This is a genomic window from Cupriavidus sp. 8B, assembly GCF_054589115.1.
On the sequence record NZ_BAAILO010000027.1, the window covers coordinates 1 to 19,541 of the forward strand.

The 19,541-nt window shown below is 61.5% G+C and carries 18 protein-coding genes and 3 pseudogenes; 11 read left to right on the top strand and 10 right to left on the bottom strand.

The genetic code is table 11. The annotated features are described in order from the left end of the window. The first annotated feature begins 652 nt into the window (after positions 1–652). The 3 genes from ACYP5B_RS02740 to ACYP5B_RS02750 all read left to right on the top strand — a co-directional run bounded on the left by ACYP5B_RS02740 (position 653) and on the right by ACYP5B_RS02750 (position 1,932). Positions 653–946, top strand: coding sequence for a hypothetical protein (locus tag ACYP5B_RS02740; RefSeq protein WP_459568465.1), 294 nt, complete (start codon positions 653–655; stop codon positions 944–946). Between the two features lie 69 nt (positions 947–1,015). Next, positions 1,016–1,237: a hypothetical protein gene (locus ACYP5B_RS02745; protein WP_459568466.1), complete on the top strand. Its 222-nt coding sequence runs from the start codon at positions 1,016–1,018 to the stop codon at positions 1,235–1,237. Between the two features lie 281 nt (positions 1,238–1,518). Continuing rightward, a complete protein-coding gene (locus tag ACYP5B_RS02750) occupies positions 1,519–1,932 on the top strand; it encodes a ProQ/FinO family protein (protein ID WP_459568467.1) in 414 nt (137 codons plus the stop codon). A gap of 402 nt (positions 1,933–2,334) precedes the next feature. On the opposite strand, the pseudogene ACYP5B_RS02755 reads toward ACYP5B_RS02750, so the two are convergent. After that, positions 2,335–2,948 (bottom strand): annotated as a pseudogene (locus ACYP5B_RS02755) (paraquat-inducible protein A); the annotation flags it as partial. Positions 2,949–3,142: 194 nt separating this feature from the next. On the opposite strand from ACYP5B_RS02755, the gene ACYP5B_RS02760 reads away from it, so the two are divergent. The 4 genes and pseudogenes from ACYP5B_RS02760 to ACYP5B_RS02775 form a co-directional block, all read left to right on the top strand. Further along, complete coding sequence (locus ACYP5B_RS02760) at positions 3,143–5,428, top strand: DUF3141 domain-containing protein (RefSeq protein ID WP_459568468.1); 2,286 nt, start codon at positions 3,143–3,145, stop codon at positions 5,426–5,428. Positions 5,429–5,506: 78 nt separating this feature from the next. Continuing rightward, the gene (locus tag ACYP5B_RS02765) at positions 5,507–6,448 is read left to right on the top strand and encodes a phosphate acetyltransferase (protein WP_459568469.1); all 942 of its coding nucleotides are present in this window, start codon (positions 5,507–5,509) and stop codon (positions 6,446–6,448) included. A gap of 11 nt (positions 6,449–6,459) precedes the next feature. Then, entirely contained in the window at positions 6,460–7,638 is a 1,179-nt protein-coding gene (locus ACYP5B_RS02770; protein ID WP_459568470.1) for an acetate/propionate family kinase, read from the top strand. A 40-nt stretch (positions 7,639–7,678) separates the two neighbouring features. After that, positions 7,679–8,196 (top strand): annotated as a pseudogene (locus tag ACYP5B_RS02775) (SDR family oxidoreductase); the annotation flags it as partial. Between the two features lie 283 nt (positions 8,197–8,479). Here ACYP5B_RS02775 and ACYP5B_RS02780 read toward each other — a convergent pair. The 8 genes and pseudogenes from ACYP5B_RS02780 to ACYP5B_RS02815 all read right to left on the bottom strand — a co-directional run bounded on the left by ACYP5B_RS02780 (position 8,480) and on the right by ACYP5B_RS02815 (position 12,633). Next, positions 8,480–9,499 (bottom strand): hypothetical protein, encoded by a 1,020-nt coding sequence (locus ACYP5B_RS02780; RefSeq protein ID WP_459568471.1) that lies wholly within the window; start codon positions 9,497–9,499, stop codon positions 8,480–8,482. A 41-nt stretch (positions 9,500–9,540) separates the two neighbouring features. After that, positions 9,541–9,795, bottom strand: a complete 255-nt coding sequence (locus tag ACYP5B_RS02785) for an RNA-binding protein (protein ID WP_459568472.1) — start codon at positions 9,793–9,795, stop codon at positions 9,541–9,543. 32 nt (positions 9,796–9,827) lie between these two features. Further along, the gene (gene fabI, locus ACYP5B_RS02790) at positions 9,828–10,610 is read right to left on the bottom strand and encodes an enoyl-ACP reductase FabI (RefSeq protein ID WP_459568473.1); all 783 of its coding nucleotides are present in this window, start codon (positions 10,608–10,610) and stop codon (positions 9,828–9,830) included. Next, a complete protein-coding gene (locus ACYP5B_RS02795) occupies positions 10,607–11,272 on the bottom strand; it encodes a 3-oxoacid CoA-transferase subunit B (RefSeq protein WP_276103492.1) in 666 nt (221 codons plus the stop codon). The genes fabI and ACYP5B_RS02795 overlap by 4 nt, the downstream gene beginning before the upstream one ends. A 29-nt stretch (positions 11,273–11,301) precedes the next feature. After that, positions 11,302–11,949 (bottom strand): CoA transferase subunit A, encoded by a 648-nt coding sequence (locus tag ACYP5B_RS02800; RefSeq protein ID WP_459568474.1) that lies wholly within the window; start codon positions 11,947–11,949, stop codon positions 11,302–11,304. After that, a pseudogene (locus ACYP5B_RS02805) lies at positions 11,946–12,208 on the bottom strand (acetate/propionate family kinase); the annotation flags it as partial. The gene ACYP5B_RS02800 and the pseudogene ACYP5B_RS02805, both read right to left, overlap by 4 nt. Before the next feature lie 158 nt (positions 12,209–12,366). Next, entirely contained in the window at positions 12,367–12,513 is a 147-nt protein-coding gene (locus ACYP5B_RS02810) for a hypothetical protein (protein WP_459568475.1), read from the bottom strand. A 36-nt stretch (positions 12,514–12,549) separates the two neighbouring features. After that, positions 12,550–12,633 carry a group II intron maturase-specific domain-containing protein gene (locus ACYP5B_RS02815; RefSeq protein WP_459568480.1) on the bottom strand — a complete coding sequence of 28 codons (84 nt, stop codon included), beginning with the start codon at positions 12,631–12,633 and terminating at the stop codon, positions 12,550–12,552. A 388-nt stretch (positions 12,634–13,021) separates the two neighbouring features. Here ACYP5B_RS02815 and ACYP5B_RS02820 point away from each other — a divergent pair, with 388 nt between their 5' ends. The 4 genes from ACYP5B_RS02820 to ACYP5B_RS02835 all read left to right on the top strand — a co-directional run bounded on the left by ACYP5B_RS02820 (position 13,022) and on the right by ACYP5B_RS02835 (position 17,541). Beyond that, positions 13,022–13,600, top strand: coding sequence for a hypothetical protein (locus ACYP5B_RS02820; protein ID WP_459568476.1), 579 nt, complete (start codon positions 13,022–13,024; stop codon positions 13,598–13,600). Next, complete coding sequence (gene ppk2 / locus ACYP5B_RS02825; RefSeq protein ID WP_459568477.1) at positions 13,593–14,414, top strand: polyphosphate kinase 2; 822 nt, start codon at positions 13,593–13,595, stop codon at positions 14,412–14,414. Before ACYP5B_RS02820 ends, ppk2 begins: the two co-directional genes overlap by 8 nt. Before the next feature lie 255 nt (positions 14,415–14,669). Next, entirely contained in the window at positions 14,670–15,464 is a 795-nt protein-coding gene (locus ACYP5B_RS02830; RefSeq protein WP_459568478.1) for a potassium channel family protein, read from the top strand. Between the two features lie 355 nt (positions 15,465–15,819). Further along, on the top strand, positions 15,820–17,541 hold the full coding sequence (locus tag ACYP5B_RS02835) for a SulP family inorganic anion transporter (protein WP_459568479.1): 1,722 nt from the start codon (positions 15,820–15,822) through the stop codon (positions 17,539–17,541). A 487-nt stretch (positions 17,542–18,028) separates the two neighbouring features. On the opposite strand, the gene ACYP5B_RS02840 is transcribed toward ACYP5B_RS02835, so the two are convergent. Continuing rightward, positions 18,029–19,183: an IS110 family RNA-guided transposase gene (locus ACYP5B_RS02840; RefSeq protein ID WP_013958800.1), complete on the bottom strand. Its 1,155-nt coding sequence runs from the start codon at positions 19,181–19,183 to the stop codon at positions 18,029–18,031. Positions 19,184–19,541 lie beyond the last annotated feature (358 nt).

Here is a 19,541-nt window from a genome sequence, read left to right on the forward strand (position 1 = left end):
CGCTTCATCTCGGCTCATCTCTTGGGGCACACATAGGACAACGTTTACAAGCCACTCAACGATGACCGCCGCACTGAATAAATCAGTCCTTCCCTAAGGGATAGTGTCCAAAATCAGGTCAGCGACGCTGAACTGACCATACGTAGAACAAAGGCAAGTTGTCATCGATTGATAGGCCAAGGTAAAGGAAAAAATCTCTTCCTCAAGGCTGCCATAGCCCTGCATCTTGAAAACCTTCCCAGGCATCCCTTGTGATGTACGCAAGCGTCACTTGGTATCGGGGTGACCGCTACGTCTCAAAGATCTACATCCCCGCGTCCGCATTGAAAACGGTACCCGCCATCACCGAACCCCAACGGCGGACGGTTAGCGAGCGCAAGCAAGCCTAAAGGCCCTGATTCAGTCCCTAGGGTAAACAAGGGATGAAAAATCCAGTCGCAGCCCCTAACATTCTATCATTAGAACTTTAGTAGTATTTAGTGACATGCAGGCCCGGCAGCGGTTGGCCAGGCTTCACCGTTGCGCTGGACGCTTCTATTCCTCCGGCGCGTTGCCGCCGCACCTCTGAGCTTCCGCCGGACCGGCGTGCCTCTTCTGTCTCATCAAAGGACGGTTTCCGACCTCTACTTCCTGCCAGTGAAAGGAACCACACATGACCGTAAGACTCCCAACCCAACTGACCACGTCCACCGGCGCCAAGCTGCCGCTGCCCGCCCTGCCGCAGGACAAGCTCCTGGCCGTCAACATCGAGCAGATCCCGCTGATCAAGGATGTCTTTCCGGGCATCCACATCCAGCCGCTGCGCCTGGCCCCGGAGCGCGGAGAGTGGGTCTTCATGGCCATCGTGGAACCCGGTCGTTCCCTCGATCTCGGTCGGCAAGCAGCGAACCATGGATGCCGCACTCACCGTTCAGGCACTGCGAGAAGAATCATGACTTCTATATAACGAGATGCCTTCAAGCAGTATAGAAGTGAGGTGAGTTTCTCTTTGTGAACATATCGAGGTAGGTTTGAGATGGACAGGAAAAGAACTGCGCTGCGCCGCGCGGTCGAGAAATGGCTTGGCGTCGATGCAACGACACCAACACGTATCACTCGGGTGCGCAAGCCGGGCCAGTATTTCGGATGCGTGCAACTCGATATCGGTCGCACCTCGGGAGTTCTTTCGTTGCTCTTCTTCCGTCATGCTGACGGCTCGTGGCGAGTGTTTCCGCCCAATAAGCTGGAGTTACGGTGACTGCCTCTCGCGAAGCGAGACGTCAACCCCTGTGGAACCGACTATTTGCTGCCAGTCCCATGTTCACGGCAACAATTACGCCCTTCCTTCGCGCTCTCATCACTGTCCCGCTAGCACCGGGCATTGGCAGGCATAGCTCCCGGCGCCATTGACGAATGAGTTCGTCACGACCATTAGTTTGCGCCAGCGGCGCGGCGGGTCGACGATGATCTTCAGCAAGCCGCGTCAGCACCGTTTGTCGCCTACTCACGTAGTATTCGATCGCTCCGAGCGGGGTCACGTTGTTCAATTCGGTATGTGGCGTACCTGTTGGCGACGATCCGGTGCTGCAAGCGATCGTGAAGCTGCAAAAGCGCTTCCCACAAACCTTTCCGAAGAGTCCTGCGCCCAAGTTACCGCTCAAGATCGGCATCTTTGAGGATCTCGTCCCGCACGTGCAGGAACTTGGCCTAACGGAGTTGGTATTGCGCGACGCGATCCGGACCCGGTGCCGCGGCACCCGCTACTGGACCTGCCTGGTGGAAGGTGCCGCGCGCGTGGATCTGGCGGGGCAGGAAGGACACGTTGCACAGGCCGATGCGAAACGAGCACAGGGACTACAAGCCCAACGTGCGGCGCGCACGCTGGCGTACCGACCCTGGAGCCGCTCCACTAGGGATGAAGGAACAGCACGCGTTGGGAGGGCAAGCCCGTGACCGTGGAGCAATCCCACACGAAGCAGGATGCGGGTCCGTTGGACTTCGGTGCAGGCACTCCCTCGGAACATTCACGTTCGTAAAAGAATCCACTTCCCCGCCCCCCGGCGCGGGTTAGTTCTGTTGCTACGGCGGACGGCCAAGACGACGTTCGCCACGCGCGCGGGTATGGGTTTCGGCACCACCCGCGCCGCTTTGTACAGCGAACACGATGCGCGGAACTATTCGACTCCGTCAGGTCGAAGTGCACGCCCTTGACTCTAACCTCACCGCTTCTCGTGGCGAGGCCCAGGCCGGCTATATGATTATCAAAACCTCGCCGTCGCTGCGCCGGGAGGAAGCTAGTCTGTGCGGCATTGGCGACATCCGACGAGCAAGGTGGTACGTCATCTGCACGTGCGCATCGAGGTGGTGCCAGAGTTCGCGCGGATCTAACGACAGCATGGCGGCAAGTACGACCAGCGCGCGACGCCAGGCAGCACCTACGCCATGGTCGACGGCTTCACCACCGTGACCAGCACGCCGGTCACGAACACTTCGATCATGCCTCAGGGCCGCGTCGGGTGAATGCCGCGCAGGATGCGGTCGAACCCGCGTGGCATGCGTGCTGCGCCATCGGCACGAGCACGTAGCACATCATGACCAAACCGGCCAGCGGGCGCAGGATCCTTTTGGCGAACACGTGCATCGCCACAAGCGTCATGTCGTCCGCGTAGAGTGTGCCTCTACGGCGCCCCATAGCGTGGACTCCATGCGCGAGCCCTTGAGGCCATGGCGAGAATCGGGTACGCGTTCGAGATCAGGAACAGGATCAGCCCAGTCACCACGAGCGGCAGCAAGCGGCGATAGGCTCGCGAACTGTCGCGATAGAGCGCGCCGCCGCAGCGCAGGCAGGTGGCACGTTCGTCCGGCTTCAGCGCCACGCGCCTATGGAGTGCGTCGCAATGCTCGCATGCAACCAGCTGGTGCGGAGCTGGCGGCGAGAAGTGGTTTCGATGCACCACGTGTCCCGGGATCGTTATCGGCCTCGTTACATGAGCCAAGCAGCGTGAGCGCAACGGAATCTTTCAAGATCTCTGGATTTCGCCCCATAATGACTTGCCCGTCATCATGACAAGTAGTATCGTGATGATTAAATCGTAAACGTTCCGCGCGCTCGGCCACGAGACGCCAGGCACCGGCGCGGACTCTTTGAGGAGGTTAATGCGGCATGCATCACTTGAACCCGACATCCGATCCGCAAAATGATCCCGCGACGGCTTTGCCCTACGCATTTCCGCCGGGAACGACGTTGCCAAACGCGGGCGCTGAGTACGCAATCGACGCGTGGCAACGCAATGTGCTGTTCGCCGACGTGATGCGCGAGCGCGGCAACCAATACCAGGCGCACTTGCATGAGCGCACACCCAATGTGCTCGATTTCGCTGCCGAGTTGATCCTGGATGGGCGCACCTTGCCGCGTCCGGTCAGCTACGGCCTCGTGCGCATCATTTCGCCTGACGACCTGCAACCCGATCGCATTGCGACCGAAGTGCACGACGCGGGCCGTTTTCGTCCGTTCGTCGTGTTCGACCCGCGCGCGGGGCACGGGCCTGGCATTGGCGGCTTCAAGCGCGACAGCGAAATCGGCGCCGCGTTGCGAGCGGGACACCCGTGCTATTTCGTAGGCTTCCTTCCTGACCCCGTACCCGGTCAGACAGTCGAAGATGTCATGCATGCCGAAGCGACGTTCCTCGAGAAAGTTATCGAACTGCATCCGGATAGCCCTGGAAAGCCCGCCGTAATCGGCAATTGCCAGGCGGGCTGGCAGGTACTGATGACAGCCGCGATGCGACCCGACCTGTTCGGGCCGATCATCGTCGCGGGCGCGCCCGTTTCGTATTGGGCAGGCTGGCGCGGCAAAAATCCGATGCGCTATTCCGGAGGTTTGCTCGGTGGTTCATGGCTGACCGCGCTCACGGGCGATCTCGGCGACGGCCGCTTTGACGGCGCGTGGCTCGTGCAGAACTTCGAGAACCTCAACCCGGCCAACACACTCTGGCAAAAGTACAACAACCTGTATGCGAATATCGATACGGAAGCGCCACGGTATTTAGGCTTCGAAAAATACTGGGGCGGCCACGTGTTCCTCAACGCGGCAGAAATGCAATACATCGTCGACAACCTATTCGTCGGCAATCGGCTCGCGCGCGGCGATATCGTTATGTCGGATGGCGTGCGTCTCGACCTGCGCAATATCCGGTCGCCGATTGTGGTGTTCTGCTCATACGGTGACAACATCACGCCGCCACCCCAGGCGCTCGGTTGGATTACCGACCTGTATCGCGACGACGCCGACCTGTTCGGGCACGACCAGACCATCGTCTACGCAACCCATGACAACATCGGCCATCTCGGCATCTTCGTCTCGAGCAGTACGGGCCGCAAGGAGCATCGCGAATTCGTGAGCAACATCGATCTCATCGACCTGTTGCCGTCCGGCCTGTATGAAGCGCACATGGGGGCGAGGACCGAAGCGACGCCGCATGCTGACCTCGTCGAAGGCGATCACGTGTTGTCGATCTCGCCGCGCAGCATCGATAATGTGCGGGCTATCGTGCAGCCAGACGCGGAAAGCGACCGTCGTTTCGCAACAGCAGCCTATGTGTCCAATTTCAATCTCGGCCTCTATCGCAACTGTGTACAACCGTGGCTACGCATGTGCGTAACGCCGTGGAGCGCAGATCTCGCGAGCAAATTTCATCCACTGCGGATCCCCTACGAGTCTTGGTCGGACCGTCATCCGCTGGCATCGAGCGTCGCCCAGGCCGCGCAAAGCGTGAGAGAGTCGCGCAAGGCCGCCCCTGCCGATAATCCATTCTGGCAAATGCAAAGCGTGGTATCGGACTCAATCGAGGCGTCGCTGAATTGCTATCGTGACATACGTGACGCGGCGGTCGAACAGCTCTTCGAAGCCATCTACAGCGCCCCCTGGCTGCAGGCCCTCGCCGGGCTCCCCCCGCAACGCGACGACGGCCGATCTGCCGTATCGGATGAATCCGGGGATGTCGACGATCGTCACGCAGCGATCGCCGCAGAAAACGAACGGCTGCGCCATTGCATGACAACGGGTGGCCTCATCGAAGCGAGTGCGCGCGCGCTGCTCTATGTGCGTCGTACGCACCGCGAAGCTGACGAACGCGGCTTCAATCTCGCGCGCGCTATGCTCAGCACGCTGTCCGATCGCGGCATTCTTTCGTTCAAGCAGGTTGTTCGCGAGCAAGCCAAGTTGCTGCGCCTTGACGCCGATGCCGCAATCGATGCACTACCCGGCATGCTGTCCGGCGCGCCGCCCGCGGAGGTCCGTAACGCCGCACGCGACATCGAAAAGCTCAGCACCACGCTGCCGCTCGACGAACACGAACGCGCCGATCTGGCGCGTGTTCTGACCATTTTTGAGTCGGCAGCGAAGACGAAATCGGCGCCGCGTGCCAACGCCCGCCAGCAGGTCAAGTAACTGCGCGTGTGATCGCGCGTGCCCGGTGGTTGATCGCTGTCGGGCCCCAGGAATTTTTGCCAATCGAGGACACACGACATGGAACACAAACGCGAAAAATATGGGCAGTTGATCGCTTTCGCGGAAACGCTGCCGCCGTTGCCGACCGCCGTTGCGCACCCATGCGATCACGACTCCTTGTCCTCAGTGATCGAAGCCGCGCGCCTCCGTCTGATTGCGCCGATACTCGTGGCGCCGCGCGCAAAACTCGAGGCGGCTGCACGGGAAGGCAACCTCGACCTCGGCGATCTGCCCATCGTCGACGTGCCACACAGTCACGCGGCGGCAGAAGTCGCCGTGCAACTCGTGCATGAAGGTAAGGCGCAAGCACTGATGAAAGGTTCGCTGCACACGGACGAACTGATGGCAGCGGTCGTCGCGCGAGGCACCGGCCTGCGCACCGAACGGCGCGTCAGCCATTGCTTCGTGATGGACGTGCCCGGCCAGGCCGACGCGTTGATCATCACCGACGCAGCCGTGAACATCTCGCCGACACTCGATGAAAAACGTGACATCGTGCAGAACGCCATCGACCTCGCCCAGGCATTGCGATTTCCGTCCACGCGGGTGGCGATCCTGTCGGCGATGGAAACCGTGAACTCGAAGGTGCCGTCGACACTCGATGCCGCCGCATTGTGCAAAATGGCCGACCGCCAGCAGATCACAGGTGGGATTCTCGACGGCCCGCTCGCCCTCGACAATGCGATCAGCGAAGAGGCCGCGAAGATAAAAGGCATTTCGTCGCCAGTGGCCGGGCATGCCAACGTGCTCGTCGTACCGAACCTCGAAGCCGGCAATCTGCTCGCCAAGAGCCTGTCATTTCTCGCCGGTGCGGATGCCGCCGGTATCGTGCTTGGCGCGAGGGTTCCCATTATTCTCACCAGCCGTGCCGATTCGGTGATCACGCGGCTTGCGTCGTGCGCGGTCGCTTCGCTCGTCGCACTTGCGCGGCGCGAGAAGCCTTCTGCCGCCATCGTCTAAAGGGTTCACGCATGGACGTCATTCTGGTCATCAATGCGGGGTCATCCAGCATCAAGTTTCATGCATTCGCGGCGAGCGACGGCGCGCTTGACCCAATCGCCGGCGGCAAGCTGGAGGAAATCTACACCAACCCGCGCTTTCAGGTCAAACGGCAAAGCGGCGAGATCATCGACGACAAGCGCTGGCCGGAGGGCGAACGTCTCGGCCACGACAAGGCGATTGCATTCCTGCTGGAATGGCTACGTGGACACGCAGGCGACGCCAGGCTGCTGGCCGTCGGCCATCGCGTCGTGCACGGTGGTGAACGTTATTCGGCGCCCGTACGCGTCGACGCGAAGGTGATGGCCGAACTGGAAGCGCTCATTCCCCTCGCGCCGCTGCATCAGCCGCATAACCTCGCGGCGATCCGGTCGATCCAGGCGAGCAACCCAGTGGTACCGCAAATCGCATGCTTCGACACGGCGTTCCACCATACCCAGCCCGACGTGGCGACCCGCTTCGCGCTGCCACCCGAGATTACCCAGCGCGGCGTTCGGCGCTACGGGTTTCATGGTCTCTCGTATGAGTACGTCGCAAGTGTCTTGCCGCAATACGACGAGCGCGCCGCCTACGGCAGGACAGTGGTGCTGCATCTCGGCAATGGCGCCAGTATGACGGCGCTGCATCACGGCAAGAGTGTCGCGAGTACGATGGGCTTCACGGCCGTCGAAGGGCTCGTCATGGGCACTCGCTCGGGAAGCCTCGATCCGGGGGTGGTGCTGTGGATGATGGAGGAGGCGCACATGGATGCCCGCGAGATCGAATCACTGCTTTACAAGCGCTCTGGGTTGCTTGGCGTCTCCGGCATTTCGAGCGACATGCGCACGCTGCTCACGAGCGACACGCCCGCTGCGGCCGTTGCCGTCGACCTCTTCTGCTATCGGATCTCGCGCGAAATCGGTTCGCTCACGGCCGCGCTCGGCGGCCTCGATGCGATTGTCTTCACGGCGGGTATCGGCGAATATGCGGCCCCCGTGCGCGAGCGCGTGTGTCGCGCGGCCGCATGGCTTGGCGTCTCGCTCGACCCGCAGGCGAATGCGAAGCACGGACCGCGCATCAGCGATCCGCAAAGCGCTGTCGATGTCTGGGTCATCCCGACCAACGAAGAACTGATGATTGCCCGGCACGCACTGCACCGGCTGGAGGGGTAAGAAGCTTTCTGCGCAGCCGTTCGCGGACCCCAAGGATTTAATCGTCGGCATCGCGAACGAGCATTCGATCGCTTATGGATGTGCACAGGCATTCCGCGAGCTTGGGGCGCAACTCGCCGTCACGTATCCGAACGAAAAGGCAAAGACTTACGTTGAACCGCTCGCGCGGGAATTGGGCGCTTCAATTGTCTTGACGCTCGATGTTTCGAAACCTGGCGAACTCGAGGCCGCCTTCGATTCGATTCGCGACACGTGGGACGGCTCGACGTCGCCATCCATTCAATCACGTTCGCACCGAAGAACGATCTGAAAGGCGGTCTGTTGAACAGTTCGGCGGAAGGCTTCGCGCAAGCGATGGACGTCTCGTGTCATTCGTTCATCCGTATGGCGCGTCTCGCCGCGCCCTTGATGGATGAAGGCGGCGCCCTGTTTGCGATGAGCTACCTCGGTGCGACTCGCGTCGTACCGAACTACGACCTGATGGACCCAGTGAAGGCGGCGCTCGAAGCAACCTGCCGATATCTCGCGCGCGAACTCGGCCCGAAGCGCTTCCGCGTCAAAAAGCAGAAGATCAGTGGCGGCACGCGCAGCGAACTCGGTCGTCAATGCCGTGACACCTTCTCGAGCTTGAAGAAGACCTGTCGAAAGCTGGGAATCTCGTTCTGGGACTACTTTGCCGACCGCAACTCACACCAATTGCATTCCCCTCCTTCCCCACATCCTCGAGCATCGCATCGCTCTCTCCACCTGAGCCGCGTGGTGCCATTTGCCTCGTTTTGTTGAGAAGTTACGATTTCTCCCTCCTTTGAAACACCAGAGACCCACCTTCTCCCGCTCGCCGCTACAGCATGCGCTCGGCCTCGTCGAGCAGGCTCGTGCACGACAACATCGCTGCGCGTGCGAAGCGCACCAGCGCAAACGTACGCACCAGCGGTGGATCGCCGGGAACGCGCGCCGTCAGCAACTCCAGCTCATGCCCGGGCACCGTGCTGCCTTCCGGCAAAATCACATTCATCAGGCTTAGCCGCCTGCGCCGGCATTCAATGGAGAAGCACGACCTTGCATCCTTGAACACCGCCACCATGCCCTCCAACTGGCGCTCAAGCGCGCCGGACTTGTCACCCAGTTCGCCCAGCTCCCTGCCGTTCTGTTCGATCTGCTCGCGCAGCCGGGCCCGCTCCCCGGTGTCCGCCTGCTCGTCGCCGCCCATCACCGAACGCATACCGGTGCTCTGCCGTTCCAGCAGGCGCAAGCGCGCCTTCAGCAAACCGTGCTCGCGCTCCAGCATGTCGCGCCGCGATGTGTCGGCAGCAATATTGGCAAGGCTCTGAAGAGCCATCTGATCCAGCATTCGCCTGGCGATCTCCTCGCGCAGCGCCGCATCGGTCGAGCCGCAAATCCGGACCTCATGGTCACTGAAGCTGACCGTGGTCTGCGGCACCTCGGCACGCATCACATCCCCTTCGAGGGCCATGCCCAGCGTACGGCGCTCCGTCATGGTCATGCCCAGCACCGCGTACGCTTCGTCCGCACCCGCCGACGCCTCGAAAAACTCGCGCAGGTCCGATGAGCGGCTGAAGGCGAGCTCCACGTCATGCGCGGTGCCGAAGAAAGCATGAATATAGGGGTCGGATCCCCACGCCGCCACACTGGCTTCCCGCGGCGCGGGAAGGCCGGCTACGAGGTCCCGTACGTAATCGAGCGCCACGCCGATCGCGGGGCCGAGCCGTTGCTCATAGCGCGGTACCAGCCGCAGGCGCGGGCTGAGCCCGAGCACGCGCTCCGTCAACCCGGCAATCTCTTGCTCGTCATGCGGGTGCGCGCCGGCCTCACGTCGGCGCAACCAGTTCAGAATACTCATGCAACAGCTCCCTTCACCGCGCGTCGCTCTGCTCTGCGAGGTCAGCTATAGCGCTCCGCCATGACCAGCGCGCTGAGGTTGTGGCCTTTCCAGAACATGTTGTGGATGCGCGGCTGAAGCTTGCGCAAGGCATCCGGCTCGAGGGAATGAAAGGTCAGCGTCACGGCTGGCCGCGACCCGTCCCCCGGAACATGCTCGATTTCGTCGAACGGTGGGAAGCCGTACTTGACCAGGAATGCCTTGATCTCGTCATCGGTGGTGCTGCTGTCGATATTGTCCAGTAGTAGCAAGGACATGATTCACTCTCCTCAGTTGCTGCCGCGGCGCGCTACGCCATGATGTTGACGCCGCCATCCACATACAGCGTTTCTCCCGACAGCCGCCGCGCAAAGGGCGTCGCAAGAAACGCGCAGGTAAAACCGACATCGTGGATGTCGACCAGTTCTCCCACTGGCGCGCGCTGCGCCGCGTCGTTGAGCATCAGGTCGAAGTCCTTCAGTCCGGAGGCGGCGCGGGTCTTGAGCGGTCCCGGCGATATCGCATGCACCCGGATGCCCTTGGAGCCGAGCTCGTAAGCCAGGTAGCGCGAAACGGCCTCCAGCGCGGCTTTCACCGGACCCATGACGTTATAGTTCGGCACCACTCTGTTTGCGCCGTAATAACTCATCGTAAACATCGTGCCGCCGTCCGGCATCAGAGGCACCGCCAGCCGCGCCATGCGGATAAAGGAGTGGCAGGAAATGTCCATGGCCTTGCCGAAGCCCTCCGCGGAACAATTCAGCAAGCCGCCCTGCAGATCGTCCTTTGGCGCCCAGGCAATCGAATGCACGAGCATATCGAGCTTGCCCCACGTCTTTTCGATTTCCGCGAACACGGCCTCAAGCTCCCCTTCGCGCGACACATCGAGCGGCATAAAGATCGGGGCTTCCAATTCCTTCGCTATCGGCTCCACATACTGCCTGGACTTCTCGTTCACATAGGTGATCGCGAGGTCGGCGCCCAGCTCCCGAAAGGCCTTTGCGCAGCCATAGGCGATTGACTGGTCGTTGGCGATCCCACAGACCAGCGCCTTCTTGCCCGCCAGGATCGGCCACAGTGTTTCCGCTGTCATATTGCTGCTCCATCGAAGAACATCTCCGGCACCCGCGCGGGCACCACAAGCCTGGCCTGTGTCGCCTCTTGTACCTGCTCGACCGACACGCCGGGCGCCGTCTCCATCAACACCGCCTTGCCCGTGGCGAACGAAATCACTGCCAGTTCGGTAACGACAAGGTCCACTGGCCGCAGCCCGGTCAGCGGCAAAGTGCATTGGCTGACCAGCTTGGACTTGCCCTTTGCGCAATGCTGCATGGCCACCACAACGCGCCTGGCGCCAGCCACCAGGTCCATGGCACCGCCCATTCCCGGCACAAGCTTGCCGGGAATGGTCCAGTTTGCAAGGTGCCCGGCCTCATCGACCTCCAGTGCGCCCAGCACCGTCATGTCGAGGTGATGCCCGCGGATCAGGCCAAAGGACATGGCGCTGTCGAACGTACAGGCCCCGGGCAACGCGGTGACCGGCTGGCCCGCCGCGTCGGTCAGGAAGCCTTCGGCCATGCCGGCCTCCGGGATTGGGCCGGTGCCAATCAGGCCGTTCTCGGACTGGAAAAAGATGTGCATGCCTTGCGGCACATAGTTGGCCACCAGCGTGGGGATGCCTACGCCGAGGTTGACCAACATGCCGTCGCGCAGTTCTTGCGCCACGCGCCTGGCTATCACCGTTTGTGCGTCCATGGTCTTTCCTGTTCCTGCGCCTGCCGGCGTCATTGATGCGCGATGAGGTAATCCACCAGGACCGATGGCGTCATCACATGGTCGGGCGAAATCATGCCGACCGGCACGATGTGCGCGGCATCCACGATGACCGTCGCGCCCGCCATGGCGATGACAGGGTTGAAATTGCGCGCTGTCAGCGCATACACCAGATTGCCCTGGTAGTCCGACACGAATGCCTCGACCAGCGCAAAGTCGGCGCGCAGCGGTTTCTCCAGCAGATACTCGACGCCCTCCACCTCCAGCTTGCGCTTGCCTGCCTCGACCAGCGTCCCGACGCCGGTCTGCGTCAGGATGCCGCCCAGCCCGCAACCGGCCGCGCGGATGCGTTCGATCAGGGTCCCCTGCGGCACCAGGTCGACCTCCAGCGCACCCACGATCATCTGGCGCTGAGTTTCGGGATTGAGGCCGATGTGACTGACGATTGCCTTGCGCAAGACGCCCGCCGCAACCAGCTTGCCTATGCCCCTGCCTGGCACCGCGGTATCGTTGGCGATCACCGTGAGGTCCCGCTTGCCCTGGCGCAAGAGTTCGTTCATCAGCCGCTCCGGCGTGCCGACGCCCATGAAGCCGCCGACCATGACCGTTGCGCCGTCAGGGATCAAGGCGACCGCATCTTCGAGTGAGATGATCTTCATAGCGCCTCCGTTCCGATCACCGACCTGGTGTGCCTTGCGATCATCAGTTCCTCATTGGTCGGGATGACCCACACCGGCACCCTGCTGGATGGCGCACTGATTCTCGGCTCGCCCCTGGCGTTCGCCCCGGCATCAAGCGCAATGCCAAGCCAGGCCGCCTGCCGGCAAACCTGCTCGCGAATCGGCGCGGCATGCTCGCCGACGCCGGCGGTAAATACGAGCGCACCAGCCCTTGTGCCGCTGCCGCCAGCGACCCAAGCCCGCTCTGTGCGAGGCGCTTGCATACGAATAGCAACCGTTTCATCGCAAAATCTCATGACCTTTCCTCGGCTCCTTGTGCTGCCCGTGTGCTGTTCAAACTGGACTCCGTGACACCACTCGACAAAGACTGGCACACGGGCGCCGATCCGCCTTGTGCTACGTCAAGGAATGCGTGTTTGGCCTTGAATGGGTGCTGCTTTCGGCATAACGCCCGAGCCAGGCGGTCACCGAAGCGGCGTTGCGCGCCCGCTTTCCCGGAAACGCGCGCGCCTTGATCGTGTCGGCAAAGCGGCGCAGCAGCATGATCGTGTGGAAATTCTCATCTCATTACCCAGTCTTTCACGAAGCGAAGCACTCGCTGGAATGTCCTACGGCAAAGTAGTCCACCCAGCCCCGCAGCACGGGATTGATCAATTGCACCACTCGATCAACCGGCTGCGACTGGTATCGCCAGCGCGTCGAACGGTTGCGGCATCGGAACCGATGCCGACTAGTCAGCGGCTAGTTGATCCAAATCAAGTGTTATGGGCAGAATCGCGACTAAAAAAGAATCATTGAGCCGATGCGCTCGCGTGACCTGCTTGAAGACCAGCCTGGTCGCCAAACGCGGAGACGTGCGCCGGTGATACGGCACCGCAGTCGGATTCAGGTTCGCTCGGCGGGTGTCGAGTCGTTGTTTGGGGACCCCGTCACAGGCCTGCTGGCTTCGAATTGCGGCCTGCCGAATCAAGCTGGCGCGAACGAACAACATTCAAAGAGAGCGCTCCCGTAACAAATTCGCTTTTTCAACGCCCCCCGCCCGGGATATTCGATGAACCCGTTCGATGGGCTGCCGCCAGACTGGAGTCTCGAAGAGCACGACTTGGCGACGGTACTTCGTCTGACAGGCGACTGGAACGCCTGCGAGACTGGCATTCGCAGCGCCGCCGAGGTAGAGCGCATTCTCGACGAAGCTGGCAAGAAGACGCTTCGGCTGGACGCCAGCAGCCTGGGTCGGTGGGATAGTGCGCTTATTGCTCTTGTGAAGACCCTTCGCGACTCAGCCTGTACGCGGCGAGCTCGCGCCGTTCAGATCGACGAGTCAGGTCTTCCGGACGCGGCACGACGACTGCTTGCCCTGGCGGCTGCGGGCACGACTGAAGCCGCCAGCGCCGCGGAGTCTTATCCTTCATTGACGACTCGAGTCGGTGAGGCTTATTTCGATGCGTGGTTCAAAACAGTGGGGGTTGCGGCGCTGGTGGGGGAAACCGCATTGCGGGGCGCCGCGGCCACCGTCCATCGGACACGCACCAGCGGCGTTGATGTCATGCAATGCGTGCGTGAAGCCGGCGCTGGGGCGCTCATAGGGGGCGCGGTTTGGCCGTTTTTTGGGGGACAATGCAATGTCTAAGATCCGGAAAGAGGCGAAGGTCGACGATTCCAAATCGGGCAACAAGCTAGGCAACAAGGCATACCAGAAGGAACTGGCCCTGCTTCATGCTGAACTTGTCAAGTTGCAGGAATGGGTAGTAAAGACTGGCGCCAAGATCTGCATTGTGTTCGAGGGACGCGATGGCGCGGGCAAGGGCGGGGTAATCAAGACGCTCACCGAACGCGTGAGTCCGCGAATTTTCCGAGTGATCGCGCTGCCAGCGCCCACGGATCGGGAAAAGACCCAGATGTACTTGCAGCGCTATCTTCCGCACCTGCCGGCGGCTGGCGAAGTCGTGCTGTTCGACCGCAGTTGGTACAACCGCGCATGTGTCGAGCGCGTCATGGGCTTCTGCACGGAGGCGGATGTGCAGATGTTCATGATGACTACACCGCTCGTGGAGCGTGCCATCATCGACTCTGGAGTCATCCTCATCAAATACTGGCTCGAAATCAGCTACGAAGAGCAGACGCGCAGGCTCGAAGCCCGGATTCACGATGAGCGCAAAATCTGGAAACTTTCGCCGATGGATCTCGAATCCTATCGCCGCTGGTACGACTATTCGCGGGCGCGCGACGCGATGTTCAGCATGACCGACACTGCGTTCTCGCCGTGGCATGTTGCACGGGCGGACCGCAAGAAGCGCGCCCGCCTGAACATCATCAGCCATCTGCTCAGCGTGGTTCCGTACGAGACTGTCCCGCGGGAGAAGGTGTCGTTGCCCCAGCGACAGAAGGCCGGGGGGTATCGCGAATCGGACCATCATTTCAGGTATGTGCCCGAGAAATTCTGAGCAATGCCGCATTGCGTCTGGCAGGGAACGAGGATTGCGGAACGCCCGCTGAAAGCCCCGATGACGCGCGCCCGGATGCCCCTTCTTGTTCGAGCAACGCGTCGACGCGCAGGACCAAAGTCCAGTTCCGCTGGCGTGCCCGAGTGACATGATGTAATCGGCAAAGCGGGACGGACGGAGAGCATGTTGTGCGAGCGTGCTTCCTCCGAATGGTTCGAACTGCGATTCGACTTACGGATTCTAGGAACGATCGGGATGTACCGGATCGAAGAACCCCGGCTTGGCGGGCTGCGTATCAAGGAATGGCGGCGCCGCGCGCACCTGGCGGTCAGCCTGTTGTTTCTGGTGCTGCTGGGATCGTCGGTGGGGCTTGTGCTGCTCGACCACTCGGATGCGCCGTTGCCCACGAAGATGTTCACGGCCTTGTGGGATGCGGTCAACCTTGTCACGACCCTGGGCAACTTCTCGGACTTCAATCCGGACCAGAAGATATTCATGCTGGTCGCGATACTTGCAACGATGGTGGTTGCCGGCTACGCGTTGCGCCAGCTGACGGGGATGCTGTCGGGCGACGACGTGATGATCTTCTGGGAGAACAGGGCCATGGAGCACAAGCTGGAAACGCTGAGCAACCATGTCGCGATCTGCCCGTTTGGTCCGGTCGGCCAACTGGTCGCCGCCCGTCTGCGAGTCGCGGGAGCGACCGTGCTCGTGCTGGATACCGACGCAAAGCAGGCCGAAAAAGCATCTGGACTGGGATACATGGTCATCCTGGGCGATCAGAACTCGTTCGACGACGTACTCGAGCGTGCCAGGCTGGATACCGCCAGTGCGCTGTTCGTGACGGGCACCGATCCGAACAGCAATCTGGAGATCACGCTGGTGGCGCACACGCTCAATCCCGGGCTCCAGATCGTAGTGTCAGGTGAGAACGATCTGCGCAGGATGTTGCTCGAGAAGGCGGGCGCGTCGACCGTCATCGACCAGAACGACATCGTTGCGTGCGCCATGGTTGGGCAGATCGATGCTCGGCAGGCGCAACGGACATGAAGCAGGTGCTCGACAAGCGCAATCTGCTGGCGGTCTGCCGCCTGTACCGGCGCGGTTACGCATCTGCTGCACCGGCTGGCCTCATGGCATTGGGGGTAGCATACGTTTGCGCAATGCGGGCGCCCGAATGTCCGCCGTGACGATCTGGACTTGCTCACTGCCCGTCAGGAAGGAGGTTTCACACCGGAGTCGGCCATGCAAGTGGACATGCTGAAGCCGGTTGGCGGAGGCGAACAGGCAGGATCCGGCAATGGCATGGTCTCCTCCGGCGCCCGATTCGCGGACGCATCCGGTATCGCTGGGGCGACCTGTGAATGATCTGGGGATTTGATGACAATAGGGAATCCACGCGACTATGGGACACGATTCATCAAAACATCCCACTAGCGGCTTTCGCATTCCGGTGCTGGAGTGGGTCCGCGACTATCAGAAGGAGTGGATCAAGCCGGATATCATTGCCGGTGTGACCGCCGCGGCGGTCGTTCTTCCGAAGGCCTTGGCATACGCGACTGTCGCGGGGCTGCCCGTGCAGGTCGGGCTGTATACGGCCTTCCTTCCGATGGTGATCTACGCGTTCCTGGGATCGTCGCGGCCGCTCAGCGTGAGCACCAGCGCAACGATCGCCATCCTCGCCGCAGCGGCCCTCGCCCGGGTGGTCCCGGATGGAGGGACGACAGACCTGCTGAGAGCCTCTGCAACGCTGACGTTACTGGTCGGGGCCATCCTCATACTCGCCGCGCTCCTGCGGTTGGGATTCGTTGCCAACTTCATTTCCGATCCGGTGCTGACCGGATTCAAGGCCGGTGTCGCGGTCGTCATCGTGCTGGATCAGTTGCCGAAGCTGCTCGGCGTTCACTTTCCCAAGGGGTCGTTTTTCCACAACGTGCTGGCCATCGTCACGGGTATTCCACACGCGTCAGCAGCGACAGTCGCGGTGGGGGCGATTACGGTGGGCATTCTGGTGGCAATCGAGCATTTCTTTCCACGGGCACCCGCGCCGCTGATTGCGGTGGCTTGCGGGATCGGCGGCGTGAGCCTGCTCGGCCTGCAGTCTCACGGGGTCGACATTGTCGGTCATGTGCCGACGGGCTTCCCTTCCGTCACCATGCCGGCCCTTTCGCTTGTCGCGCCGCTTGGGCCAGTTGCCGCGGGCATTGCACTAATGAGCTTTACCGAAACGATCGCGTCTGGGCGAGCGTTCGTTGAGAGCGGGGAACCTGCGCCACAGGCGAATCGGGAGTTGCTGGCGATCGGTCTTGCCAATGTGGGAGGCGCGCTACTGGGCTCCATGCCGGCGGGCGGAGGAACGAGCCAGACGGCCGTGAACCGTCTCGTGGGCGCCCGCAGCCAGCTTGCCGAACTGGTCACGGCTGCCGTCACGCTGGGCACGATGCTGCTGCTTGCGCCCTTCATCGGACTGATGCCGCACGCCACGCTGGCAGCGGTTGTTATCGTCTATTCGATCGGCCTGATCAAGCCCTCGGAATTTCGCGCGATTGTCGCTGTGCGACGCACAGAGTTCGTGTGGGCGCTGGTTGCGGTCTCCGGCGTCGTGCTCTTCGGCACCCTGCTGGGCATCCTCGTCGCCATTGTCGTGTCGCTCCTGGCGCTTGCTCACCAGACGTCCGATCCACCGGTATATGTGCTGCGCCGCAAGCTTGGCACGAACGTGTTCCGTCCTGTGTCCGCGGAGCACCCCGACGACGAGGCTTTTCCCGACCTCCTGTTGTTGAGGCCGGAAGGGCCCATCTTTTTTGCCAACGCCGAGCGCGTCGGCCAGAAGATCCGCACGCTGATCGAGCAAACTCATCCCCAGATTGTCGTGCTCCATCTGCGCGCCGTAATCGATCTCGAGTACACGGCGCTCAAGATGTTGACGGAAGCGGAAAAGGAGCTGCGCAGGCAGGGCATAACGCTCTGGCTCGTGGGTCTCAACCCGGGCGTACTGGCGATGGTGCAGCATTCACCGCTCGGCGAGACGCTCGGGCGCGACCGGATGTTCTTCAATCTGGATCAGGCGGTCGCGGCATGGGAGGCGCAGCAACCACCGGGGGTCGTGCGGGGAGCGACGCACTGAGTTCGCCGACTGCCTGCTCTCACATTCGTGCCGCTTGGCCCTCGCGTACCCGGCGGCCATTTCTTCCACGTAGGCCAGCGTCCGGCCGGTCGGGTTGCCTCAGCCGGGCAACTCTCCGGAATGACGATCGATGTTGCGGGTCCGTCCGCGCCTCGCTGAGGCGGCGAGCGCCCTACTGCGTCGAGTGGTAGGTGTTGCAAGTGGCGGCAAGCCTTCTACAAAGATTCAGATCATAAAGAGTCCTCGAGGTCGGGCTGCGTGGGCTCGACTAACGTAAGGGGAGACGGCTGGTGCGCACGTGAGACATCGACGTCTCACCAACTTCTATCCGCCGGTAGTACCGGCCTCATCCTTTATGCGCGTGGCGCCGGATAGTGCAATCCGGGAGATGTGCCCCATCTAATTATCGGCCGCGCTCAGCAGGCCAGCGATCTGCGCGGGCACAACTCATCTCACCCTCGATTGTTTTGCGACATCGCAACTGATGTCATGCCAGTTTGAACTGGGCCCCGTCGGGAATGATGCCTTCCGTTAGGTAACGCCATAGTGCAATCACGAGGCGCCTGGCGAGCGCGACGATGGCAATGCGGCGGGCACGGCGGTTGGGCCCGGTACCTTGGGTGCGCTCGTTGAACCATCGTGTAAGCGCACTGCCAGGCTGGTATCGGAGCCAGCCCCAAGCCATCTCGATAAGCTGAACCCGTACCCGTCGATTGCCTTGCTTGCTAATACCCTGATCGACCCGGCTCTGGCCGCTGTCGTAGGGCTGGGGCACGAGTCCTACGCACGCGCCGAGCTGTCGGCGGTTGCGGAACTGCCGCCAGAACAGTTCGAGCATAAGACGCGATGCACCAATGTCACCCACTCCCCTCAAGCGCTTGAGCCAGGTGATTCGCTCACGTACCGGCTCGGGTAGGCGGTCATGAAGAGTACGCTGGAGATCCTTGAGTTGCTGCTCGGCGAGTTCCAGGCGATGCGATTCACGCAGCAACCGTTCGCGCAGTTCGTCTGGCAACGGCGAGCCGTCGTGGCAGGTCAGTTCGCCGCGAGCGAGCCGCTTGGCGAATGCACGGTGGTCAACCTCGTCCCAACAGCCAACGGTAACAAGCAGTTTGCGCATGCGGTCGCGGTGCTGCATGACTTCCTTCTGCAGTTGTCCGCGATCGCGAATCAGATGACGCGACGCTTCATCCTGCAGAGAGGGCGCACGCACCACCCGCATACGGTCTCGCTCGCCATGTAGCCATGCACGTAGATTGGTGACGAGCTTGATTGCATCGAGGCGGTCCGTCTTCGCACGCCGCTTGTGGCGCTCCACCGGGATGCTCGCGGCATCGACCATATAACAGTCGATGCCGCGCGAGCGCAGCGACCGAAGGATCCAGAATCCGTCCTGTCCAGCTTCGTAGCTCACGACCACACGCACATGCGAAGGCAGCGACCACTTGCGCTTTTGCTGCTCGATCAGATCAAGCACGGCCTGCAGTCGAGAAGCGGCTTGTAGAGCACCGACCGAGTGAACCGCGGGTTGCTCCCTGAATCCGTCGTGAAGTGCAACCTTCCATTGTGCGGCCGACAGTTCGAGAGATACCGCCAGGATGGCGTCTTCAGCATGTAGTTCGGTAGCGTGATCGGCGTTCATGATGCCCTCCATTGAGCGAGCTCGTGCCCCATCAATCCTACTGCTAGCCGTCTTGGCGATTCTTCCCCTACATAGGATCTAATTCCGCTAATGGCGATCACTAATTGTGCAAATGTGGGTGCCAACCAGGATGGGTTTGCGATGAAGGTGCAAGATGCCCTTTGTCCTGCTGACGCTTGCGGGCGCTTTCAATGGCGTGAAGTGTAGTAATCGCGCTCCCTTTTTGAAGTAACCTTGATTCGCGCCCGTGATTACGCTCATAGCATGGCGGTTTCAAGTCCCAAGTGCAACACCCCGTCAGTGAATTGAAGTTGGGGGATGAGAAACTTGTTTGAGCATACGAGCGAACACCTCGAGT